The following is a 23,156-nucleotide window of genomic DNA, read 5'->3' on the forward strand; positions in this document are numbered from 1 at the left end:
GCCACCCAATCCGATGACCGACGCACCCCTCGCACTCGCCCTGGCGGCAGGCACCCTCGCCGCGGTCAACCCATGCGGGTTCGCGCTGCTGCCCGCGTACCTCTCCTTCCTGGTGAGTGGCGACGACGCGGCCGCCACCGGTCGGGGGGCCGCCGTCGGTCGGGCACTGACCACGACGGCGGCGATGACCACCGGGTTCGTCGTCGTCTTCGGGGTGTTCGGCCTGGTCGTGGCGCCGGCAGCCGGGGCGGTGCAGCGCCACCTGCCGTGGCTGACCATCGGCATCGGGCTGCTGCTGATCGGGCTCGGCGGGGTGCTGCTGGCCGGCCGGCAGCTGCCCGGCATCGGCATGATGCCGTCCCGTGCCCCGGCCACCAGCCGGTCACTACTGTCCATGGTGGCGTTCGGGATGGCATACGCCGCCGCGTCGCTGTCCTGCACGATCGCTCCATTTCTGGCGATCGTGGCGGCCAGCTTCCGCGCCGGTTCGGTCGCCTCCGGAGTGGCCCTGTTCGTGGCGTACGCCGCCGGTATGGGGCTGACCGTCGCGGTCGCGGCCGTCACCGTCGCGCTGGCCCGCGACGGGCTGCTGCGGCGGGTACGCCGCGCGGCTCCGCTGCTGTCCCGCGTCGGCGGCGCGTTGCTGGTGGCCGCCGGCGGTTACGTCGCCTGGTACGGCTGGTACGAGATCCGGCTGCTGCGCGGCGGGTCGGGCGGGGACCCGCTGATCGACGGTGCCGGCCAGGTCCAGCGGTGGCTGGCCGCCACGCTCGACCAGGCGGGGGCGGCCGTCCTGGCCACGGTCCTGATCGTGCTACTGGCCGGTGCCGGCCTGCTCCGGCTGGCCCGGTCCCGTCGTCGGGGCCGCAGGTAGCCGTCCGCCGGAGTCAGAACGCGTGCGGATCCCTGTCAGGACGCGTGCAGGTACGACGGGTCGTCGAGCCATTCCCGGCGGTCCAGGATCGCCCGGTGGAGTCGTTGCACCAGCAGGTTCGGCTCCAGGCCGAGACCTTCGACGAGGTTGGCCCGCAGCCGGTTGTAGACCATCAGTGACTCGGCAGTCCGGCCACTCCGGTACAGGGCGAGCATGAGCAGGTAGTGCAGCCGTTCGGACATCGGGTATTCACCGACGGACCGGTAGAGGTCGGCGACGACGTACCCGTGCCGGCGCAGTATGAGCGCGGTCTCGAAGTAGCGTTCCTGGGTGGCGACCCGCCGCTCGGTGATCACGTGCGCGGTCGCGGCAAGCACCGGCAGGTCCCGCAGGTCGGCGAGGGGCGGGCCCTGCCACAGGGCGAGCGCCTCGCCGAGCAGGGTGGCGCTGCCGGGCAGGTCGCCGATCGACTCCGCCTGCTGGGCCCGGGTAGTCAGCTCGTCGAACGTTCGCAGGTCGAAGGCGTACTGGTTCAGGTTGAGCAGGTAGCCGGGTGGACGGGTGGCGAGATCGTCGGACGCCAACCCGGCCGCCTTGAGGTGCTGACGCAACCGGCAGACGTAGACGTGCAGTGCGGTGAGCGCGGTGCGTGGCGGGTCGCCGGCCCAGATGGTGTCGATCAGCTGGTCGGTGGACACAGTCCGGCCGGAGTGTACGGCCAGGTACGCTAGTAGAGAGCGGACCTTCAACGCCTGCGGGGTCATCACGACTCCGTCAGATGTCTCCAGTCGCAGCGGTCCGAGAATGCAGAGTTTCATGACAGCTGCCTTCGCGAAGAAATGAATCAGGGCGGCGCCACGGTGGAAAACTGACGCACTGAGGTCTGCTGTTCCGAATCGTTGTTGTGATTGGGTCGCCGAGCCCTCGGGCCCCCGTATGTGCCCGCCCCAGGCTACCACCGCCACCACAGCAGGTCGATGTACAACATCTATCTTGACCGATGTCCAGCGATGCGCAAAGGTGTTAATTCTCGGTCAACGTGTCCATACTTCGCCATTCTGTCCATTGTCTGACATCACCGCGTTGCGTGGCCGGTCCGACCGGTGTCCAGCGGGTCTCCGACCCGCGTCGATCGGCTGTCGCGATGGTGCTGCATGCCAGCTGGCCTGGGGTGGCCCGGTCGCGCCAGCGTGAGCCAGGGTGGGCTCTCTGCCGTCTCCTGGCCGGCGGGCCGTGCGGGTCGAGGTCGCTCCGGTCCGTGCCCGCGTCCTACCTGATGAAACGTGCTGCGTGAGCCGATAGATAATTGATGATTATTAATCATCTCTTAATCGCGGTTTTAGTGGCCCGGGATACGATGGCCGCAGAATGCGAGGGCCTGGCCATGTTAACGCAAGCCGTAGGAGGCTGTCCATGCTCGTGTCCGAACCCAGTGGCGGGCGGATAGGTGTCACGGTCACCGGTTTCGAGGTCTCCAAATCGTCAGCCGACGACGTCGCGACCATCAAGAGGCTCGTCTACGAGAAAAAAATTGTCGTGCTGAAGAACCAGAGCCTGTCGCCGAGCGAGTTCGTCGCGCTCGGCCGCCGGCTCGGCCAGCCAGAGACCTACTACGAGCCGATGTACCACCACCCCGAGGAGCGGGAAATCTTCGTCTCCTCGAACGTCAGCGAGGGAGACAAGCAGATCGGGGTGCCGAAGACCGGGAAGTTCTGGCACGCCGACTACCAGTTCATGCCCAAGCCGTTCGGCATCACGCTGATCTACCCGCAGGTCATCCCGACCAGGAACCGCGGCACCTACTACATCGACATGGGTGAGGCGTACGCCCGCCTGCCGGAGGACCTGCGGCAGGCGCTGTCCGGCACCCGGTCCCGGCACAGCGTCCGGCGGTTCTTCAAGATCCGGCCCTCCGACGTGTACCGGCCGCTCGGCGAGGTGATCGAGGAGGTCGAGGCGAAGACCCCGGGCGTCAGTCACCCCACGGTCTTCCGGCACCCGGTCACCGGCGAGGACGTCCTCTACAACAGTGAGGGATTCACCTACGCGATCGAAGGTGACGACGGCACGTTGCTGCAGCGGGTGTTCGAGGAGACCGGCCAGCTCGATCCGAACTTCAGCCACCCGAACATCCACCTGCAGATCCCCGAGCGGGGCGACCTGCTGATCTGGGACAACCGGTCGCTGATCCACCGGGCACTGCACACCACCACCCCGGAACCGACCGTGTCGTACCGGGTCACGGTGCACGACGACCACCCGTTCCACGACGGCGTCGCCCGCTGATCCCACCACTGCCCCGCCGGCTGTCCCGAACGACCGGCTTTCCCGAACGAAAGGCCGCCATGGTTTCCCGCTGTCCGGTGCACAACCTGCCGACACCGTTCGACTCCGACTTCCACACCGATCCGTACCCCGTCTACCGGGGACTGCACAGCGAGGGTCCGGTCCACCGGGTCTGCCTGCCGGACAACAGCAAGATCTGGCTGATCACCCGCTACGAGGAGGCCAGTGAGGCGCTCAAGGACCGCCGGCTGGTGCGTAATCGCCGGCACGCCGGACCGGAGTACGAGAACGATCTGCTACCCGAGGTCGTCCGGTTCGGCAACCTGCACATGGAGGACGGGGACATCCACACCCGGCTCCGACGCTTCATGAACTTCGCCTTCACCCCCAAACGGGTCGAGGCGATGGTGCCGCGTATCCAGCAGGTCGTCGACGACCTGCTGGACGAGTTCGAGCGCAACGGCGGCGGGGACATCATGTCCGGCCTCGCCGCCCCACTGCCGATCACCATGACCAGCGACATCCTCGGGGTACCGGAGCGGAACCGGGCCAACTTCCGGGAGTGGAGCGACGCCATGCTCGGCGACGATCCCGCCGCCGGCCGAGCCGCCGCCGGCCAGTTGCTCCAGTTCGTGCTGGAACTGATCGAGCTCAAGAAGCGGGAGCCCGCCGACGATCTCATCTCCTACTGGCTCAACGCAAAGGACACCGAGGGTGAGCCGCTCACCGAGCAGGAGATGACCGGGATGACGTTCTTCCTGCTGCTCGGCGGATACGACACCACCGTGGGGCAGATCGGCGCCTCCACCCTCGCCTTGATCAACTACCCGGACAAGGCCGAGGAGCTGCGCAACGACCCCGGGCTGATCGTCAACGGCGTCGAGGAACTGATGCGTTTCGACGGGTCGACCCACAGCGGTATCCGCCGGTTCGCTCTCGAGGACGTGACCATCGCCGGCACCAACATCCCCGCCGGCGATACCGTGATCATCTCGCTGGGCGCGGCCAACCGGGACCCGCTGCGCTACGACGATCCCGACGAGATCGTCCTCGACCGCGAGCAGATTCAGCAGCTCGGATTCGGCCGCGGCCCGCACCACTGCCCGGGCAAGGAACTCGCCCGGCACGAACTGCGCATCGCCCTCGGCGAGCTGGTCCGGCGCTTCCCGAACCTGACCTGCGCGGCGCCGACGGAGCAGATCGAGTGGCGTCCCTCCTGGTTGATCCGGGTGCCCCGGTCGCTGCCGGTCACCGTCTGATCCACATTCGCCACGACCGGAGACCACGTGCAGACCAGTCACCGCGTACCCGCCGCCGCGGCCGCGTACCCGAACGATCCGGAGTTGCTCGCGCTGGTGCTGCGGCCGTACCGGCCGAACTGCAAGTACCTGCTGTCGGCCGAGCTCACCGTGCACGGTGAGCCGGTCGACGGCGGGCTGCTGACGGCCAACTGCGGGTTCGAGATCCCGGAGTCGTGCTACATCGACGACACCGGCCACTTCAACTCGGTCGAGTTCAACATCTGCTACAACCAGATGCTCTACTACACGGTCGCCAAGGCGGTGCGGGACAAGGCTGTCCGCCCGTTCACACACTGGACCATGGACGACTACTGGCAGCGGCAGCTCGCCGACTTCCTCATCACCAACTTCCAGAGCACGTTCCGGCGGGCGATGCGTGGGCGGCGGTTCTCCGGCGAGCTGGAGATCGTCGAGATCGCCGAATGGGGCGGGAGCGACCTACGGGATCCGCTGCTGGTGCTGCACACCCGGTGCCGTTACTGGGACGAGCGCGGCGGCACCTGTTCCGGCGAAGTCCGGGTCGCCATCGCCAATCCACCCCCGACCGGACAATGACGCGGAGGAACCCCGTGGCTGCAGACCTGGTCGAGCGGCTGCGTGCCGTACCGCCCTTCGACCGTTGGGCGGTGCTGCGCGCCGAGGTGCTCGCCGAATTCCGTACCACCCTGCTGATGTCCGCCGACGACGAGTTGCCGGTCGACGCCAACTACTTCGAGCTGGGCCTGACCTCGCTCGGCGTCACCGAGATCAAGCAGCGTCTGGAACGGCGTCTCGGCCGGGCGGTGGAGGCCGTCTCGCTGTTCAGCCATCCCACCGTGGCGGACCTGTTGGACAACCTGGTCGTCGACCTGCCGGAGCTGTTCGCCGACCCCGACGGTCCCGCCGGTGCCGGCGCGCCGCCGGATCGACCGGCGGCCGCTGTGCAGACTGATTTCCGGTCGGCAACCGACCAGCAGGCGCTGCTACGCGAGCTGCTGCTGGAGAAGTACGAGCCGATCGCGATCGTCGGCATCGGGCTGCGGATGCCCGGCGACAACGACACCCCGGCCGGGTTCGCCGAATTCCTACGCCGCGGCGGCTCCGGCACGGTTCCCATCCCGGCGGACCGCTGGGACGTCGACGCGTACAGCTCCGCCGAAGGCGGACCCGGCAAGGTCCGGACCCGGGCCGGCGGCTTCGTGTCAGGGTACGACCAGTTCGATCCCCGGTTCTTCAACATCTCCCCCAAAGAGGCCCAGTACATGGACCCGCAGCAGCGGCTGGTGCTGGAGACGGGGTGGGAGGCACTGGAGCACGCCGGCATCGACCCGACCGGGCTGCGCGGCGGTGACGGCGGCGTGTACGTCGGTGTCAGCTGCGTCGACTACACGTTGGAGGTCGAGGCGCTGCGGTACGAGGAACTCGACGGGTACGTCGGAACCGGCACCGCGCACAGCGTCGTACCCGGACGGCTGTCGTACTTCCTCGGCTGGCGCGGACCGAGCCTGGCGGTCGACACCGCCTGCTCGGCGTCGCTGGTCGCCCTGCACCTGGCGGTGACCGGGCTGCGCCGCCGCGAATGCGGCATCGCTCTGGTCGGCGGGGTGAACTCGATCCACCATCCACGCAACCACATCGTCTTCACCCAGGCCGGCATGCTCTCCCCGGACGGCTTGTGCAAGACGTTCGACGACGGTGCCGACGGCTACAGCCGTAGCGAGGCTTGCGGGATGGTGGTCCTCAAACGGCTGTCCGACGCGCGCCGCGACGGCGACCGGGTGCTGGCGCTGGTACGCGGGTCGGCGGTGCGCCAGGACGGCGAGAGCGGCGGCCTGACCGTGCCCAACGGGTCCGCGCAGGAGATGGTCATCCGGTCCGCGCTGGCCGCCGCCATGGTCGAACCGGCGGACATCGGCTACATCGAGGCGCACGGCACCGGCACCTCGTTGGGCGACCCGATCGAGATGGGCGCGATCCGTGCCGTGTTCGCCGACGGGCTGCGGGCCGATCCGCTGGTGGTGGGCTCGTTGAAGACCAACATCGGGCACGCCGAGGCCGCCGCCGGGATCGCCGGCGTGATCAAGACCGCGCTGCAGCTGCATCACGACGAGATCTACCCGCACCTGCACCTGGACCGGCCGTCCCGACACATTCCGTGGCAGGACGCCCCGGTCACCGTGCCGGACGGGTTGCGGCAGTGGCCGGCCGGCGCCCGCCGAGGGGTGGTCAACTCGTTCGGTTTCGCCGGCACGATCGCCTCGGCCGTGCTGGAGCAGGCACCACCCGTTGCGGCCACCGAACCGGAGCTGGCGGCCGGCCCGCCGCAGGTCTTCGCGATCTCCGCCCGCAGCGACCGGGCGCTGCGCAACCAGCTGGAACGCTACCGCGACCACCTCGCCGCCCACCCGGAGCAGCTGCTCGCCGACATCTGCCACACCGCGACCACCGGCCGGGCACACTTCCCGGTCAGGCTGGCCGCCGTGGTACACGACCGGCCGGATCTGGCTGGCCGGATCGACCAGTGGCTGTCTGCCGCCGGCGGTGCCGACGGTGGCCGGGACCAGCCACGCCCGGGGAACGTCGCGTTCCTGTTCACCGGCCAGGGTTCCCAGTACGTCGGCATGGGAACCGCGCTGGCCGCGCGGTTCCCGCTCTTCGCCGGGCTGCTGCACGAGTGCGACGAGCTGTTCGCGCCGTACCTCGACCGGTCCATCCTGGAGGTCATCGCCGGGCACGGCAAGGATCCGGCCGAGCTGCACGAGACCCGCTACACCCAACCGGCGCTGTTCGCCCTGGAATACGCCGCCGCCGGACTCTGGCGCTCCTGGGGCGTGCAGCCGGACATCCTGATCGGGCACAGCGTCGGCGAGATCGTCGCAGCCACCGTGGCCGGCCTGTTCAGCCTGCCGGACGCGGTCCGGCTGGTGGCGGTCCGGGCCCGGCTGATGCAGGCGGTCACCGCGCCCGGCGGCATGGTGTCGGTGTCCCGGCCGGCCGAAGAGGTCGCCGACCTGCTGACCAGTCATCCGGATCTTGGCTTCGCCGCCTTCAACGCACCCGACCAGTGCGTGGTGTCCGGTGGTCGGGAATCCCTCACCAAGCTCACCGCCGCCCTGGCCGAGCGGGGCATCTCGGTCCGCGCGCTGCCGGTGTCGCACGCGTTCCACTCGCCGCTGATGGCAGAGGTGGCCGAGGAGTTCCGCGACGCCATCGCCGACATCCGGTTCGGTCCGCTGTCGCTGCCGCTGATCTCCAACCTGACCGGCGAGGTGGCCGACCACGCCGCCCTGACCACGGCCGACTACTGGGTCCGGCACATCGCCGAACCGGTCCGGTTCGCCGCCGGAATCCGGGCCATCGAGCAGCGCGGGACGCACACCTTCGTTGAGGTCGGACCAGCACCGACCCTGATCGGCCTGGGCCGACGCGGGGTGCGCCGGGCCGCCGACCACGTCTGGCTGCCCAGTATGCGCGCCGCAGACGACACCGGTGAGACGCTGCTCGGCGCGGTGGCCGCCGGATACGCCGCCGGCCTGCCGGTCGCCTGGGCGCAGGTCCGCCGGGGCGCGCCCGGTCAGCGGACCGACCTGCCGACGTACGGCTTCGACCGGCGCCGCTACTGGCTGCCGATCACCGGTGAACGGCACCTGCGGGCGGCGAGCCCAACGGAGCCGGCCCGGGCCCATCCGCCGCTGCTCGGCCCCGAGGTGTCGACCCCGGATCAGCGGGCCGCCGGAATCCGCGAGTTCGCCACCCGGATCGGACCGGACCAGCCGGCGTACCTGGCCGACCATGTGATCCTCGGTCAGCCGGTGTTCCCGGCCGCCGGGTACGTGGAGATGCTGCTGGCCGCGCAGGACGCGGTGTACGGCGAGACCAGCCGGCCGTTGCTCGACGTCGACATCCGCGAGCCGCTGCTGCTCGACCACGAACGCCCGGTCGAACTGCGGCTGCGGCTGCGCGGCGAGCCGACCGGCGGTGCCACGGTGGAGATCGTCAGCACCGAGCCGAGCGCTGCCGACCACGGCCTACGACGCTGCCACGCCACCGCCACCATCGCCGCCGCCGGCCCGCCATCCGACGAACTGGTCGAGGCCGGCTCGCGGATGGCCGAGGTGCACGCCGCCGCCGGCTACCCGGCGGCCGACCGGCCCGGCGCCGACCTCTACGCCGAGTACGCCGAGCTGGGCCTGGAGTACGGCCCGTCGTTCCAGCGGATCGAGTCGATCGGTCGGCTGGACGAGGCGACCGCGGTCTCGGCCATCCAGGGCTGGGACACGGGTGCGCTGGACCATTTGCCGCCGGCCGTACTCGACAACGTGATCCAGTCGCTCGGTCCGCTGATCGACGACGGACAGACGTACCTGCCGGTGCGGTTTCGGTCGCTGCGGCTGCTGCGCAAACCCAAGGGCGAGCGGCTGCGCGGGCTGGTCCGCCGTACCGGCGTGGAGCAGGCCCGCGACGGCGAGTTCACCGCCGACCTGGCCATGTTCGACGGCGACCAGCCGGTGTTCGTCGTCCGTGGACTGGCGTTTCGTCGCGTCACCCGGACCCGCGACGACGCGCGCGGCCTGTTCCACCAGGCCCGGTGGCTGAAGCGGTCGTTGCCCCGCCGGCCGACCGAGGTCGACCGGCGGATCCTGCTCGTCGGCGCCGCCGGACCAGACGAGGGCGTCGCACCTGCCGTCGGCGCCGCGCCGGGAGACGGCCGTACTGTGCCGGCCGGGGTGACGGTCACCGTGGCCCCGGACGCCGACCGGGCCGTCGCGATACTCGCCGAGCAGCCGACCGACGTCTGCTGGTTCTGGCAGGCCGAGGACGGCCCGCTGGACCTCGACCGGTTGCGCCGGGAAACCGAACACAACCTGTCCGGCCTGCTGCACCTGCTGGCCGGGCTGGACCGGGCCGGCTTCGGACGTGACCAGCGGTTGTGGCTGGTGACCAGCGGCGCGCAGCAACTGCCCGACGACCCGGTGACCGACCGGCAGTTGCCCGCCGCCACCGTGTGGGGGTTCGGGCTGTCGCTGTGGACAGAACACCCCGCGTACCGGGTGACCCTGCTGGACCTGCCGCCGGACGCCCCGGCCGGACCGGCCCTGCTCGACGAACTGCTCGCCGGATCCGACGAGTATCAGGTCGCGTACCGGGCCGGCGGACGGCACGTTCGCCGGATCCTGCCGGTACCGGCAGATATGCCCGGCGACGGAAACACCGAACTCGCCGCCCGGGAGTCCGAGGGGCTCGCCGGTCTGCGGATGGTGCCCACCGACGACCCCGCCCCGGTCGGCGACGAGATCCAGGTACGGATGCACGCCGCCGGCCTCAACTTCAAGGACGTGCTGAACGCACTCGGTCTGCTCCGCCAGCACGCCGACACCACCGGTACGCCGTACCAGCCGCTGCCGCTCGGCTTCGAAGGCGCCGGCACCGTCGTCGCGGCCGGACCGCAGGCACGGTTCGCGGTCGGCGACGCGGTGATGATCAGTCACCTCGGCTGCCTGCGTCGCCGGGTCACCGTGTCGTCGGAGCTGGCCGTCGGCAAGCCGGACAACCTGGACTACGCCGAAGCGGCGGGGATCCCGACCGCGTACGTCACCGCGCACTACGCGCTGCACGAACTAGCCGGGATGAAAGCCGGTGACCGGGTGCTGATCCACGCCGCGGCCGGCGGTGTCGGGCAGGCCGCGATGCAGCTTGCCCGGCTCGCCGGTGCGCAGGTGTACGCGACGGCCAGCCCGCACAAGCACGACCTGTTGCACGGCCAGGGTGCGGTGGCCGTTTTCAATTCCCGCACCCTCGACTTCGCTGACGAGGTGCTGGCCGCCACCGGCGGGGCCGGCGTCGACATCGTGCTGAACAGCCTGAACAAGGAGTACATCCCGGAGGGCATCCGGGTCCTCGCCGCGGGCGGGCGGTTCGTCGAGCTCGGCAAGCTCGGTGCGTGGACCGCCGAACAGGTCCGGGCGGTACGGCCCGACGTGGCGTACCACCACTTCGACCTGAGCGAGTTCGCCCCGGAGCGGCTGCGCCAGATCAACCACGGCATCCTCACCGACCTCGCCGACCAGCTGGCCCGGGGCGAACTGCGACCGCTGCCCACCACCCGGTACGAGCTGGACGAGGTCGAGGAGGCGTTCAGCCTGCTCAGCCGGGGCGGCAACGTCGGCAAACTGGTGCTCGTCCTGCCCGGGCCACGACCGCCGGCCCCGGCGCACGGCCCGGTCCGGCCGGACCGCACGTACCTGATCACCGGCGGGTTCGGCGCGCTCGGCCTGCTCACCGCCCGCAAGCTGATCGCGCTCGGTGCCCGGCACCTGGCGCTGGTCGGCCGCCGCGAGGTGCCCGACGCCGAACTGGCCGAGCTCGCCGAACGGCTCGGCGGGCGGGCGAGGCTGACCGCGCACCGGTGCGACCTGGCCGACCCGGCCGACGTGACCCGGCTGGCCGCCGCACTGCGCGCAGCGCGGCACCCGGTCGGCGGGATCCTGCACGCCGCCGGTGTCCTCGTCGACCGGCCGGTGGCCCGGATGACCTGGTCCGACGTGGCCACCGTGTTCGGCCCCAAGGTGTACGGCAGCTGGCTGCTGCACCACACCTTCGAGGCCGAACCGGAGCTGGACTTTTTCATCGGCTACTCGTCCGTCGCCTCGGTGCTCGGCAGCGCAGCCCAGGCCAACTACGCCGCCGGCAACGCGTTCATCGACGCCCTGATGGACCTGCGCGGCCGTCAGGGCCGACCGGGGACGAGCATCAACTGGGGGCCGTGGGGCGAGGTCGGCATGGCGGCCGGGCTGGACGCGCGACTGGCCCGCGGCATCGAGGCGCAGGGCATGCGATTCCTCCGCCCGGCGCAGGGCACCGGGGCGCTGGCCCGCCTGCTGACCGCGCCGACCACGCCGGTGATGGTCGGCGAGTTCGACTTCGACCGGCTGGCCGGCAGCCGGCCGCTGCCGAACCCGCTGTACGAGCGGGTCGCCCGGGGCGCCACCGAGGCCGACACCGGCTTCCAGGTCGACCAGGTTGTCGGGCTGCCCCGCTCGGAACGGATCGCCGCGCTCAGCCTGCTGGTCCGTAGCCGGCTTGCCACCGCACTGCATTTCGACGACGCGGACGACATCGGCCCGGACACCCGGTTCGCCGAGCTCGGACTGGACTCACTGGCCGCTGTCGAGCTGAAGAACGTGCTGGAGTCACTGCTCGGCGTCGCGCTGCCCACCGGCATGGTCTTCGACCATCCATCGGTGGACCAGCTCGTCGCGTACCTGGACGGTCTGCTTGCCGGCGGACCGCAGGCCGGTGATGGTTCGGCGGTCGACCCGCAGCGCCCAGACGACGGCGTGGCCGCGCTCAGCGACGACGACGTCGCCGCGCAACTCGCCGTCCTGCAGGAGGGCTGACCGCGGTGCGTGACTACATAGCCTCCCTTCAGCAACTGTCCAGACAGCAGCTCGTGCTGCTGGCCGCCCGGCAGCGGGCCCGCGAGACGCAGGGCATCGCGGTGGTCGGCACCGCCTGCCGGTTCCCCGGCGCGATCAACGACCCGTCGGGGCTGTGGCAGGCGCTGCTGGCCGGCCGGCAGGTTCCGGCGGAACGCGCCGGTGCGCCCCGGTTGAGCACCGGCCGGCCGAGGTGGAACCTGGCCGCGCCCGACCTCGCCCCGCACGCCGAGCTGCTGGCCCGAGGGGTGTACGTGGCCGACGTCGACCTGTTCGAGCCGGAACGGTTCGGCGTCACCGACGACGAGGCACGCTATCTCGATCCGCAGCAGCGGCTGTTGGTGACCTGTGCCGACCAGGCCCTGCGCGACGCCGGGGTGACACCGTCGGCGCAGACCCGGACCGGGGTGTTCGCCGCGGTCAGCACCGTCGAGTACCACTATTCGTTGCTGCGCAACGGGGTCGGAGCGGACGGGCTGTCCCCGTACATGGGCACCGGCGCGGCGCTGAGCGCCACCGCCGCCCGCGTCGCGGTCGGCCTCGGCCTCACCGGGCCGATGCTGACCACCGACACCGCCTGCTCCTCGGCGCTGACCGCCGTGCACCTGGCCAGTTCGGCGCTGCGGCGCGATGAGTGCGACGTCGCGTTGGTCGCCGTCTGCCACCTTCAGCTGGCGCCGTTCACCACGGTGGTCTTCGATCAGGCCGGGATGCTCTCGCCGACCGGCCGGTGCCGGCCGTTCGCCGCCGACGCCGACGGGCACGTCCGAGGCGAGGGCTGCGCGGTACTGGTGCTCAAACGGGCACCGGACGCCCGCGCCGACGGCGATCAGCCGTACGCGGTGATCCGTGGCAGCGCGGTCCACCAGCACGGTCGGCGGCCGACGATGACCGCGATGGCTGCGGCCGGCCAGCGCACCGTCATCGAACTGGCGCTGCGCGACGCTGACGTGGACCCGCACCAGGTGGGGTACGTCGAGGCGCAGGCCAGTGGCGCCAAGGTGGGCGGGGTGATTGAGGCGGAAGCGACGGCGCAGGCGTACCGCCGGGACGGGGCCGGGGCGCCGCCGCTGCTGATCGGCTCCAGCAAGGCCAACCTCGGCTACCTGGAGACGGCTTCCGGCGCGGCGAGCCTGCTCAAGACGGCGCTCGCGCTCAGCCACGGCGAACTGCCCGGCCAGCCGGACTTCGACGCCCCGGATCCGGACATCGCCTGGGAACGGCTCCATCTCGACGTACCACGCAAGCGGACGCCGTGGCCGGCGGGGGAGCGCCGGCTCGCCGGGGTGAGTTCGTTCGGCTTCACCGGCACCAACGCCCACGTGGTCATGGAGGCGGTGCCGCAGGCACCGGCCCGGGCTGGGCTGCCCGCCGGACCGGTCACCGGCCGGTCCTACTGGCCGGAGTCGTACACGTGGGCCTGACCGAACAGGAAGGAACGCCAGCCATGTCCGCGTACCATCCGCAGTTGCAGACCCTGCAGGACGTCGTGTCGTTCCACGCCGCCGCCCGGCCGGACCATCCGGCGGTACGGTGCGAGGACCGCCGGATCACCTACCGGGAGCTGGATGAGGCGAGCAGCCGGATTGCCCGCGCGGTGCGGGCCGCCGGCCTGCCACCCGGTGCCCGGCTGGCGTACCTGGGCAAGGAGTCGGAACACTACTACGAGATCCTGTTCGCTGCGGCGAAGTCCGGCACGGTGCTGGTTCCGATCAACTGGCGGCTGGCTCCCGGGGAGGTGAGCCACATCCTCACCGACTCCCGGACCGGGATCCTGTTCGTCGAGGACGAGTTCGCCGAGCAGGCCGCCCGGGTGACCGCCGAGCTGGAGCCGGCGCCGCTGACCGTACGGCTCGACGGGCCGGGCGGGCGCGGTGCCGGTCTGCGCGCCTTCGCCGTCGGCGGTACCGGTTCCGCCGCCGTCGACGTCAGCACGGCCGGTGTTGGCGAGGATCTCGGCGGTGGCGGTCCGGAGATCCCGGTGGCGCAGCTCTACACCAGCGGCACCACCGGGCTGCCCAAGGGCGTCGTGCTGGCCCAACGCAGCTTCTTCGCGGTCCGGGACGCGCTGGCCGGTGCCGGCCTGAACTGGATCGACTGGCGTGACGACGACGTGGCCCTGATCGGGATCCCCGGTTTCCACATCGGCGGCCTGTGGTGGGCGACTCAGGGGTTCGCCGCCGGGGCCACCCTGGTCGCGTTGCGGATGTTCGTCAGCTCGGACGCGATAACGGCGATCGAACGCCACCGGGTCACCACCGCCTGTGTGGTGCCCGCGATGCTGCAGATGATGCTGTCCGAACCGGGTCTGGACGTGTCCCGACTGGCCTCGCTACGCAAAGTGGTCTACGGCGGCTCGCCGATCTCCGAAACGCTGCTCAAGCAGTGCGTCGACGAGATCGGCTGCGACTTCGCGCAGATCTACGGACTCACCGAGACCGGCAACACGGCGGTGTGTCTGCCACCGGAGGCGCACGTCGGCGCCGATCCCCGGCCGCGTGCCGCCGGCCGGCCATACCCGGGCATCGAGGTCAAAGTGATCGACGGTGCGGGCCGGCCGCTGCCGACCGGTGAAATCGGCGAGATCTGCCTGCGTACCCCGGCTCGGATGGTGGAGTACTGGCAGTTGCCGGAGGCGACCGCGCGGACCCTGGTGGACGGATGGATCCACACCGGCGACGCCGGATACGTCGACCCGGACGGCTTCATCTACATCTGCGACCGGATCAAGGACACCATCATCGTCGCCGGGGAGAACGTCTACCCGGCCGAGGTGGAGAGCGCCCTGGCCCGGCACCCGGCCGTGCTGGAAGCGGCGGTGGTGGGAGTGCCGCACGAGCAGTGGGGTGAGGCGGTGCACGCCTTCGTGGTGTTCCGGCCGGAACTGCATGCCAAGCCACGGGAACTGATGCTTTTTCTGCGCGGCGAAATCGGTTCGTTCAAGATCCCGACAAGCTACGAGGAGATAGACGTGCTTCCGCGCAATCCCAGCGGGAAGATACTACGGCGGGCCCTGCGCGACCGGTTCTGGAGCGACATGGCCCGGCAGGTCAACTAACCGCCCGGTCCACTATTGGGAGCGCCGATGTCCGTACTGGTCAGCAAAGGTCTCAACAGCCTGTCGTACCTGTCACCCGCGCTGGCCGGCCGGGTCGCGTTCCGGTTGTTCACCCGGCCGGTCCGCCGCGCGTCGGTGCGGCCGGGTGAACAGCCGGTGCTGGCTGCCGCGACGGTCGGCGCGATCGACCTCGACAGGCAGCGGGTGCGGACCTACCACTGGGGTGACGGGCAGCGGACCGTCCTGTTCGTGCACGGCTTCGAGGCGCGGGCCGCGTCGTTCGCCGCGTTCGTGCCGCCGCTGCTCGACGCCGGGCTCAGCGTGCTGGCGTACGACGCGCCGGGGCACGGTGACTCGGCCGGCACCGGCGTCACCATCCTGGACCACCGGCGGATCATCGAGCGGCTGCACGGACAGCACGGGCCGTTCCACTCGATCGTGGCGCACTCGTTCGGCGGCCTGTGCGCCTACTACGCGGTCCGGTGCGGGGTGAAGACCGGCCGGCTGGTCACCATCGGTGCGATGAGCGACTTCGACGCGCTGCGACTGGCGTTCTGCGAACGGCTGTCGCTGCGACCGGGGATTTCGCGGCAGCTCCAGTTGCGGACCGAGCGGCTCTTCGCGCCGCTGACCGACATCTGGCAACTGTTCTCGCCGGTGCACCGGCCGGAGGAGATCGACGTGCCGCTGCTCGTGATGCACGACTCCGTCGACCGGGAGATCGCCGTGCGGCACGCGCACCGGCTGGCCGCCGCCTACCCCACGGCCCGGCTGGTGATCACCGAAGGGCTCGGCCACCGGCGCATCCTGCGTGACCAGACGGTGATCTCCACCGTGCTGGACTTTCTCACCAGTCGAGGAAACCGTGATACCCCACAATGACCCGTCCGCCGGGCCGCCTGCGCCGATCGCCGTCGTCGGAATGTCCTGCCGGCTGCCCGGCGCCGACGGCATCGCCGAATTCTGGGCCCTGCTGCGGCGCGGCGGCACCGCGTTCAGCGGGGTACCCGAGGAACGCCGCCGCGACTGGCCGCCGGACGCGCTGCCGCCGGCCGACGTCGGCACCGACCCGCAGGGCGGCTTCCTGACCGGGGTCGACCGGTTCGACGCGGCGTTCTTCGGCATCTCGCCGCGGGAGGCCGCCGCCCTGGACCCGCAGCACCGGCTGATGCTGGAGCTGGCCTGGGAGGCGCTGGAGGACAGCGGCCAGCCACGGCAGCGGTGGGCCGGTCGGCGGGCCGGGGTGTTCGTCGGGGCGATCGCCGACGACTACGCGGCCCTGGTGCACCGGGCCGGGCCGGCGGCGGTCGACCGGCACACCTTCACCGGCCTGCAACGAGGGCTGATCGCCAACCGGGTGTCCCGCCTGCTCGGCCTGACCGGCCCGAGCCTGACCGTCGACGCCGGCCAGTGTTCGTCACTGCTCGCCGTGCACCTCGCCTGCGAACAGCTGTGGGCCGGAGATGTCGATCTCGCTCTCGCCGGCGGGGTGCATCTCAACCTGGCCCCCGACGGCTGGCTGGCTGCCGCCCGGTTCGGCGTGCTGTCCCGCAGCGGCGCCAGCGTCCCGTTCGACACCGCCGCCGACGGGTTCCGCCGCGGCGAGGGCGGCGGGCTGGTCGTGCTCAAGCCGCTGCGGCTGGCCGAGGCGGACGGCGACGACATCTACTGCGTCGTGCTCGGCGGAGCGACCAACAACGACGGCGACGACGCGGATCCGGCGGTTCCCGCCGTCTCCGGCCAGGAGGCGGTGCTGCGGCGGGCGTACCGACGGGCCGGCGTGTCGCCGGCCGACGTGCAGTACGTCGAGCTGCACGGCACCGGCACCCGGCGGGGCGACCGGGTGGAGGCGACCGCCCTCGGCGCGGTGGTCGGCCTAGACAGGCCCGCCGACCAGCCGGCGCGGGTCGGCTCGGTGAAGGCCAACATCGGGCACCTCGAAGGTGCGGCCGGCATCGCCGGGCTGGTCAAGACCGCGCTCAGCATCCGCTACCGTGGTCTGCCCGCCCATCCAGGCCGCACCGGCACCGGCCCGGCGACGGGCGCGAGCGCGGGCCGGGCCGATGACGGGGACGACCCGGGCGCCGGCCGGCTGCCGCTGGCCGACCTCGGTCTGCGGGTGCAGCCGGAGTACGGGCCGTGGCCGGTGCCGGAGCGACTGCCGCTGGCCGGCGTCAGCTCCTTCGGTATCGGTGGCACCAACTGCCATCTCGTCCTGGCCGGGGTGCCGCTGCCAGCTGCGCCGCCGCCACGAGCGGCCGTCGGCCCGGCCGTGGTCTGCCCGCTCAGCGCCCGGTCCGACGCGGCGCTGCGGGCGCAGGCCGACCGGCTGCACCGCTACCTGGTCGGCCATCCGGAGGTTGACCCACGCGACGTCGCGTGCTCGCTGGCGACCACCCGTACGGTGCTGCCGGTACGGGCCGCGGTGGTCGCCGCCGACCGTGGTGAGCTGCTCGCCGGGTTGGCTGCGGTCGCGGCCGCCAGCCCGGCAGCCGGCACGGTGGCTCCCGGCACCGCACCGAGCGGCGGGTACGCCGAACCGGTGCGGCTCGCCCACCGCCACGTCGCTGGCGACCCGGTCGACTGGCCCGAGGCCCCGGCCGTTGGTCGGGGTCGGCGGATCCGCCTGCCGAGCTACCCGTACCAGCGGGAACGCCACTGGCTGCCGGCCAACAACCCGCCGGCGGTGAACCCGCCGACCGCCCAACGGCCGGTGGTCACGTCGCCGGCCGCCTCCCGGCCGGCGGCGAATCCGCCGTGCGCCCCGCGACCGTTGCCGGTCGGCCTGGGTGGCCTGTCGGCCACGCTGGCCGCCGTACGGCGGCACGCCGCCACCGTGCTCGGCCACCCGGATCCGGCCGGCGTCGACCCCGAACTGCCGTTCCGGGAACTCGGCCTGGACTCGCTCGGGGGTGAGCAGCTACGCGACCGACTGGCCGCCGAGACCGGCCTGCCCCTGGTATCGAGCCTGATCTACGACCATCCGACGCCGCAGCGGCTGGCCCGACACCTCGCCGACCGGCTCGGCGGCACGGACGCCGCCGGTCCGAACCCCGACCGGCCGGTGCCGGCCGCCGCGGTCGACGAGCCGTTGGCCATCGTCGGGATGGCCTGCCGCTACCCGGGTGACGCCGAGTCGCCGGACGAGCTGTGGCGGATCCTCGTCGACGGGGCCGACGTGACCGGCGACTTTCCCACCGACCGGGGCTGGGACGTGGACCGACTGTACGATCCGACGCCCGGCCGGCCCGGCCGGACCTACACCCGGCGCGGCGGGTTCCTCACCCGGGCGGACCGGTTCGACGCCGACTTCTTCGGCATCAGCCCGCGTGAGGCGCTGGCTATGGATCCGCAGCAGCGGCTGCTGCTGGAGGTCGGCTGGGAGACGCTGGAAAGCGCCGGCATCGATCCGACGATGCTGCGCGGCGAGCGGGTCGGTGTGTTCGTCGGTGCGACCGCCGGGGACTACGGACCCCGGCTGCACGAGGCGCCGGACCAGGTGCGCGGCCATCTGCTGACCGGCACCTCGGCCAGCCTGCTGTCCGGTCGACTGTCCTACGTGCTCGGCTTCGACGGGCCGGCGGTCACGGTGGACACCGCGTGCTCGTCGTCGCTGGTCGCACTGCACCAGGCGGCGCGGGCGGTGCGGGCCGGCGAATGCCCGCTGGCTCTTGCCGGCGGCGTGGCGGTGATGTCTACCCCCGGCATGTTTCTGGAGTTCAGCCAGCAGCGGGGACTGTCGCCGGACGGGAGGTGCCGGGCGTTCGCCGCCGGTGCCGACGGCACCGCCTGGAGCGAAGGCGTCGGGCTGGTCCTGCTCGAACCGCTGTCCCGGGCCCGGCGGCTCGGTCACCCGGTGCTCGCCCTGCTGGTCGGGTCGGCGGTCAACCAGGACGGAGCCAGCAACGGTCTGACCGCCCCGCACGGTCCGGCTCAGGAACGGGTGGTCCGCGGCGCGCTGGCCGCCGCCGGGCTACGGCCGGACGACATCGACGCGGTCGAGGCCCACGGCACCGGCACCCGGCTCGGTGACCCCGTCGAAGCGACCGCTCTGCTCGCCGTACACGCCGGACGGGATCCGGACCGGCCGGTGCGGCTCGGCTCGCTGAAGGCGAACGTCGGGCACAGCCAGGCGGCGGCGGGCATCGGCGGCGTATTGAAGATGATCCTGGCGATGCGGTACGGGATGCTGCCGGTCACGCCGCACCTCGACGAACCCACGCCGCTGGTGGACTGGTCGGCCGGCACCGTCCGGCTGCTCACTGAGCCCGTGCCGTGGCCGCCGGGGGCGCAGCCGCGAAGGGCGGGGGTGTCCTCGTTCGGCATCAGCGGCACCAACGCCCACGTGATCCTCCAGGAGGCGCCGACCGATGAACCCGGGCCGGCACGGGCGGCAACGGCGCCGGCCGCGCCGCTGGCCGGTATGGTCCTCTGGCCGCTCTCCGCCCGGACCCCGCAGGCGCTGGCGGAGCTGGCCGGTCGCCTGCACGACCGGCTCGCCGCATCGGTCGCCGGAGCCGGCACCGGAGCCGGGGACGACCCGGCGGACGTCGGACACGCGCTGGCCACCGGCCGGGCATCGCTGTCCTGTCGGGCGGTGGTGGTCGGGGACGACCGGGAGGAGTTGCTGCGGTCGCTGGCCGCACTGCGGTACGGCGAGCCGGCGCCTGGGCTGGTCCAGGGCACCGCCGTCCCTGGTGGCACCGCGTTCCTGTTCCCCGGCCCGCTTCCCGCGGATGAGACAGCCCGGCTCGCGTCCATCCGCGCCACGGTGGCCGGGCTCGCTCGCCGGCACCGGGTGTTCGCCGAAGCGTTGCGCCAGGTGGCCGGACACCTCGACCCGTACCTGCCCGGCCCGCTGCTGACGATCCTGACCGGGGACCCGGATCCGTGTCCGGTCGGCGGCCGGCACCGGGTCGCCGACGCCGTCCTGTTCGCCGGGTCGCTGGCCGCCCACCAGCTGGTGACCGATCTCGGCCTGCAGCCGGACGTGCTGTTCGGCGAAGGGGTCGGCGAGGTGGCCGCCGCCCACGCCGCAGGCATGCTGGCGCTGTCCGACGCCTGCCGGTTGGCCATGGCACTGAGCGACCTGACCCGGCCGGCCGACGCGACACCGACGACGGACCCGACGGGGGGTGCCGCCGTCCCGGCCGACTACGCCGAGGTCGTCGGCTCACTCACCTTCGCCGCCCCGCGATTGCCGGTGGTCTCTCCGCTCACCGGGGCGCCGGTCCCGGCCGAGGTGATCACGACTGCCGGGCACTGGCTGCGGTACGGCCACCGGCCAGTCGACGTGGCCGCCGGTCTGCAGCGGCTAACCGACGACGGGATCCGCCGCTACCTGGAGCTCGTCGCGGGATCGGCACCCGCCGGGCGATTCCCGGCCGGCGCCGGGGACCCGCCGCCGCTGGTGTTGCCGGTGGCGATCGGTGACGTCAGCGGGGCGGGTGGCCCCGCCATCGCCGTGGCCCGGATGTACTGTGCCGGCGCCACCCTGCGGCCGGTGGTGCCGCCGGATGGTCCGGTACGCCGGCCGGTGGCCCTGCCGACCTACCCGTTCCAGGGGCGGCGGTACTGGCTGGAGCCGTCGACCGGGCCAGCCGGGGGCCGCAGCACCGATCTGGAACCGACCGGGCATCCACTGCTCGGTGCCGTCGTCGAACTGCCCGACACCGGTGACGTGGTGGCGACCGCGCGGCTCGGTCCGACCGAGCAGCCGTGGTTGGCCGACCACGTGGTGGACGGGGCGGTGCTGGTGCCCGGCGCGGTGTTCGTCGAGTGGGCTCTTCGGCTGGCCGGTCGGTTCGGCGCCGGGGCGGTGGCGGAGCTCGTGCTGGAGTCGCCGCTGCTGGTGGCGCCCGGCGCGGCCGAGGTCCGTCTGGTGCTGCGGGCTGCCGGGGCGGACGGCCGGCGACGGTTGACGGTGCATTCCCGGCCAGCGGCGGACCCGGGCGGGCGGTGGACCCGGCACGCCAGCGCGCTGCTGGGCGACCCGGCGGCGGACGCCGCCCCGACCGCCCCGACCGCCCCGACCGGCAGCCAACCGGTCGACATCGGACAAATGTACGTCGACCTAGCTGGCCGCGGCTTCGACTACGGCCCACGCTTCCGGGTCGTCCGGAGGCTCCGGATCGACGGCGACGAACTGTCCGGCGAACTCGACGACGATCCAGCAGACAGCGGATACGGCGTCCACCCGGCTGTCTTGGACGGTGCGCTGCAGGCCGTACTGACGGCCGAGGCGTCCAGCGGCACGCCGCTGCCGTTCGCCTGGCACGGCGTACGCCAGCTTGCCGCCACGACCGGTCGGCTGCGCCTGTACGGTCGGCGGCTGGCCCCGCTGACCTGGTCGCTGCTGCTCGCCGACGGAGCCGGTCGGCCGGTGCTTACTGTGGCGTCGGTGATCTTCCGCCCGGTCGCCGCCGGGACGCTCGCCGCGCCCGGGGAGCCGGCCCGGCCGGTGCTGCTGCGGCCGGTCTGGCGGTCGGCGTCGCCGTCCGTCGCCCCGGCGGTCAGCGGCCGGTGGAGCCTGCTCGGTGCCGACTATCTCGGGCTTACCGGGGCGGTGAAGAGCCGGCTGCAGTTGCACGCGCACGCGTCGCTGCACGAACTCGACGACGAGTTGCGGGCCGGCGCGAACCCACCCGAGGTGGTCCTGGTCTGCGGCGTCGACGACGGCGACGGCGAGCGGCTGGCCGCCTCGGTCCGGGCGAGCGCGCAGCGGATCGTCGCCCTGGTGCAGAGCTGGATCGCGGACGAGTCGCTGGACGACAGCCGGCTGGTGGTGGTCACCCGTGGGGCTGTCGCCACCGAGCCGGGCGACGACGCGGACCCGGCCGGGGCCGCCGTATGGGGCGTACTGCGCGGCGTGCGGGCCGAGTACCCGGACCGGTTCCTCCTGGTGGATGTGGACGACGGTGACGACAGCCCGGGGGCCCTCGCCGAGGCGCTCGCCGACGCGGTCGCGTCCGGCGAGCCGGAGCAGGCGGTACGGTCGGGTCGCCGGCTGCTGCCCGGGCTGGAACCGGTGCCACGCCTGACGGAGGAACAGCCGGCCGGCGCCGTCGACCGGGCGGTCGACCCGGTCCGCTGGTCCACCGGCACCGTGCTGTTGACCGGCGGGACCGGTGCGGTCGGTTCGCTGCTCGCCGGGCATCTCGTGGACCGGCACGCCGTACGGCATCTGGTGCTGGTGAGCCGGCGCGGCCCGGACGCTCCGGGTGTCGCCGAGCTGGTGGCCCGGTTGGCCGCCACCGGTGCCGAGGTGCGCGCCGTCGCCTGCGACGTGATTGATCCGATGGCGGTCCGTCGGCTGCTGGCCGAGGTGCCGCCGGACCGGCCGGTACGGGCGGTGGTGCACGCCGCCGGCGTTGTCGACGACGGCACGGTCAACCTGCTCACCCCGCGTCGGCTGGACCGGGTCCTGCGGTCCAAGGTAGACGCTGCGGTACGCTTGGCCGAGCTGCTGCCCGACGGGGCGCCGGACGCGGATCTCGTGCTGTTCTCCTCGGTGATCGGCCTGACCGGCGGTGCCGGTCAGGCCAACTACGCCGCCGCGAACGCGGCCCTGGACGCGCTCGCGTACCGCTGGCACCGGGCCGGTCGGCGGACGCTGTCACTTGCCTGGGGGCTGTGGGGGCTCGGCTCGGGCATGGGTGCCGCGCTGTCCCCGACGGATCTGCGCCGGATGGAACGCGCCGGGCTGGCGGCCCTGTCGGCGGAGCAGGGGCTGGCGCTGTTCGATGAGGCAGTCCGTCGACCCGAACCGGTGCTGGTGCCGGTACGGCGGTATCCGCAGCCACCGGGGCACCGGCGGACCGGGCTGGCCCGCCTGCTGCCGGAGACCGGGCCGTCGGCCGTCGGTCAGTCCGCTCGGCAGCGGTCCGGGCGGCTGGCCGGGGACCCGGCGGAGGTGGCGGCCGGCCAACCGGACGACGTACGGGCGACGCTCGCCGGGCTGGCTCCCCGGCAACGGGAGGAACATCTCGTCGGGCTGGTCCAGCAGCATGTCGCCGAGGTACTGGGACACGGCACACCGGAGGCGGTCGGCGTCGACCGCGAACTGTGGGATGTCGGGTTCGACTCGCTCACCACGGTCGAGCTCGGCAACCGGCTGACCCTGGCCACCGGGCTGCGGCTGCCGCTCTCCGTGACCTTCGAGAACACCACGGTCCGGGCGTTGGCCCGGCAGCTGGCCCGGTTGCTCGAGGCGCCGTGATGGC

At 72.3% G+C, this 23,156-nt stretch carries 10 protein-coding genes; 9 read left to right on the forward strand and 1 reads right to left on the reverse strand.

Features of this window, described 5'->3' with window-relative positions; translation table 11 throughout:
- Nucleotides 1–13 precede the first annotated feature (13 nt).
- Nucleotides 14–874 carry a cytochrome c biogenesis protein CcdA gene (locus ACFHW1_RS18495; RefSeq protein ID WP_416556655.1) on the forward strand — a complete coding sequence of 287 codons (861 nt, stop codon included), beginning with the start codon at nucleotides 14–16 and terminating at the stop codon, nucleotides 872–874.
- Nucleotides 875–909: 35 nt separating this feature from the next.
- On the opposite strand, the gene ACFHW1_RS18500 is transcribed toward ACFHW1_RS18495, so the two are convergent.
- On the reverse strand, nucleotides 910–1,692 hold the full coding sequence (locus ACFHW1_RS18500; protein WP_416568864.1) for an AfsR/SARP family transcriptional regulator: 783 nt from the start codon (nucleotides 1,690–1,692) through the stop codon (nucleotides 910–912).
- A 595-nt stretch (nucleotides 1,693–2,287) separates the two neighbouring features.
- On the opposite strand from ACFHW1_RS18500, the gene ACFHW1_RS18505 reads away from it, so the two are divergent.
- Genes ACFHW1_RS18505 through ACFHW1_RS18540 form a run of 8 tightly spaced genes read left to right on the forward strand, consistent with a single transcriptional unit; the run spans nucleotide 2,288 to nucleotide 23,152 of the window.
- Nucleotides 2,288–3,160 carry a TauD/TfdA dioxygenase family protein gene (locus ACFHW1_RS18505; protein WP_416568865.1) on the forward strand — a complete coding sequence of 291 codons (873 nt, stop codon included), beginning with the start codon at nucleotides 2,288–2,290 and terminating at the stop codon, nucleotides 3,158–3,160.
- A gap of 59 nt (nucleotides 3,161–3,219) precedes the next feature.
- Nucleotides 3,220–4,419, forward strand: coding sequence for a cytochrome P450 family protein (locus ACFHW1_RS18510; protein WP_416568866.1), 1,200 nt, complete (start codon nucleotides 3,220–3,222; stop codon nucleotides 4,417–4,419).
- A 27-nt stretch (nucleotides 4,420–4,446) separates the two neighbouring features.
- Nucleotides 4,447–5,016 (forward strand): FcoT family thioesterase, encoded by a 570-nt coding sequence (locus tag ACFHW1_RS18515; RefSeq protein WP_416568867.1) that lies wholly within the window; start codon nucleotides 4,447–4,449, stop codon nucleotides 5,014–5,016.
- Nucleotides 5,017–5,030: 14 nt separating this feature from the next.
- On the forward strand, nucleotides 5,031–11,837 hold the full coding sequence (locus ACFHW1_RS18520) for an SDR family NAD(P)-dependent oxidoreductase (RefSeq protein ID WP_416615829.1): 6,807 nt from the start codon (nucleotides 5,031–5,033) through the stop codon (nucleotides 11,835–11,837).
- Nucleotides 11,838–11,842: 5 nt separating this feature from the next.
- Nucleotides 11,843–13,300 carry a polyketide synthase gene (locus ACFHW1_RS18525; RefSeq protein WP_416568869.1) on the forward strand — a complete coding sequence of 486 codons (1,458 nt, stop codon included), beginning with the start codon at nucleotides 11,843–11,845 and terminating at the stop codon, nucleotides 13,298–13,300.
- A gap of 23 nt (nucleotides 13,301–13,323) precedes the next feature.
- Nucleotides 13,324–14,934: a long-chain-fatty-acid--CoA ligase gene (locus ACFHW1_RS18530; RefSeq protein ID WP_416568870.1), complete on the forward strand. Its 1,611-nt coding sequence runs from the start codon at nucleotides 13,324–13,326 to the stop codon at nucleotides 14,932–14,934.
- Nucleotides 14,935–14,961: 27 nt separating this feature from the next.
- Complete coding sequence (locus tag ACFHW1_RS18535) at nucleotides 14,962–15,816, forward strand: alpha/beta fold hydrolase (RefSeq protein ID WP_416568871.1); 855 nt, start codon at nucleotides 14,962–14,964, stop codon at nucleotides 15,814–15,816.
- A complete protein-coding gene (locus ACFHW1_RS18540) occupies nucleotides 15,800–23,152 on the forward strand; it encodes an SDR family NAD(P)-dependent oxidoreductase (protein ID WP_416615831.1) in 7,353 nt (2,450 codons plus the stop codon). Before ACFHW1_RS18535 ends, ACFHW1_RS18540 begins: the two co-directional genes overlap by 17 nt.
- The last annotated feature ends 4 nt before the right edge of the window (nucleotides 23,153–23,156 follow it).

Origin of the sequence: Micromonospora sp. LOL_014 (assembly GCF_048060245.1) — a bacterium.
GTDB lineage: Bacteria > Actinomycetota > Actinomycetes > Mycobacteriales > Micromonosporaceae > Micromonospora_E.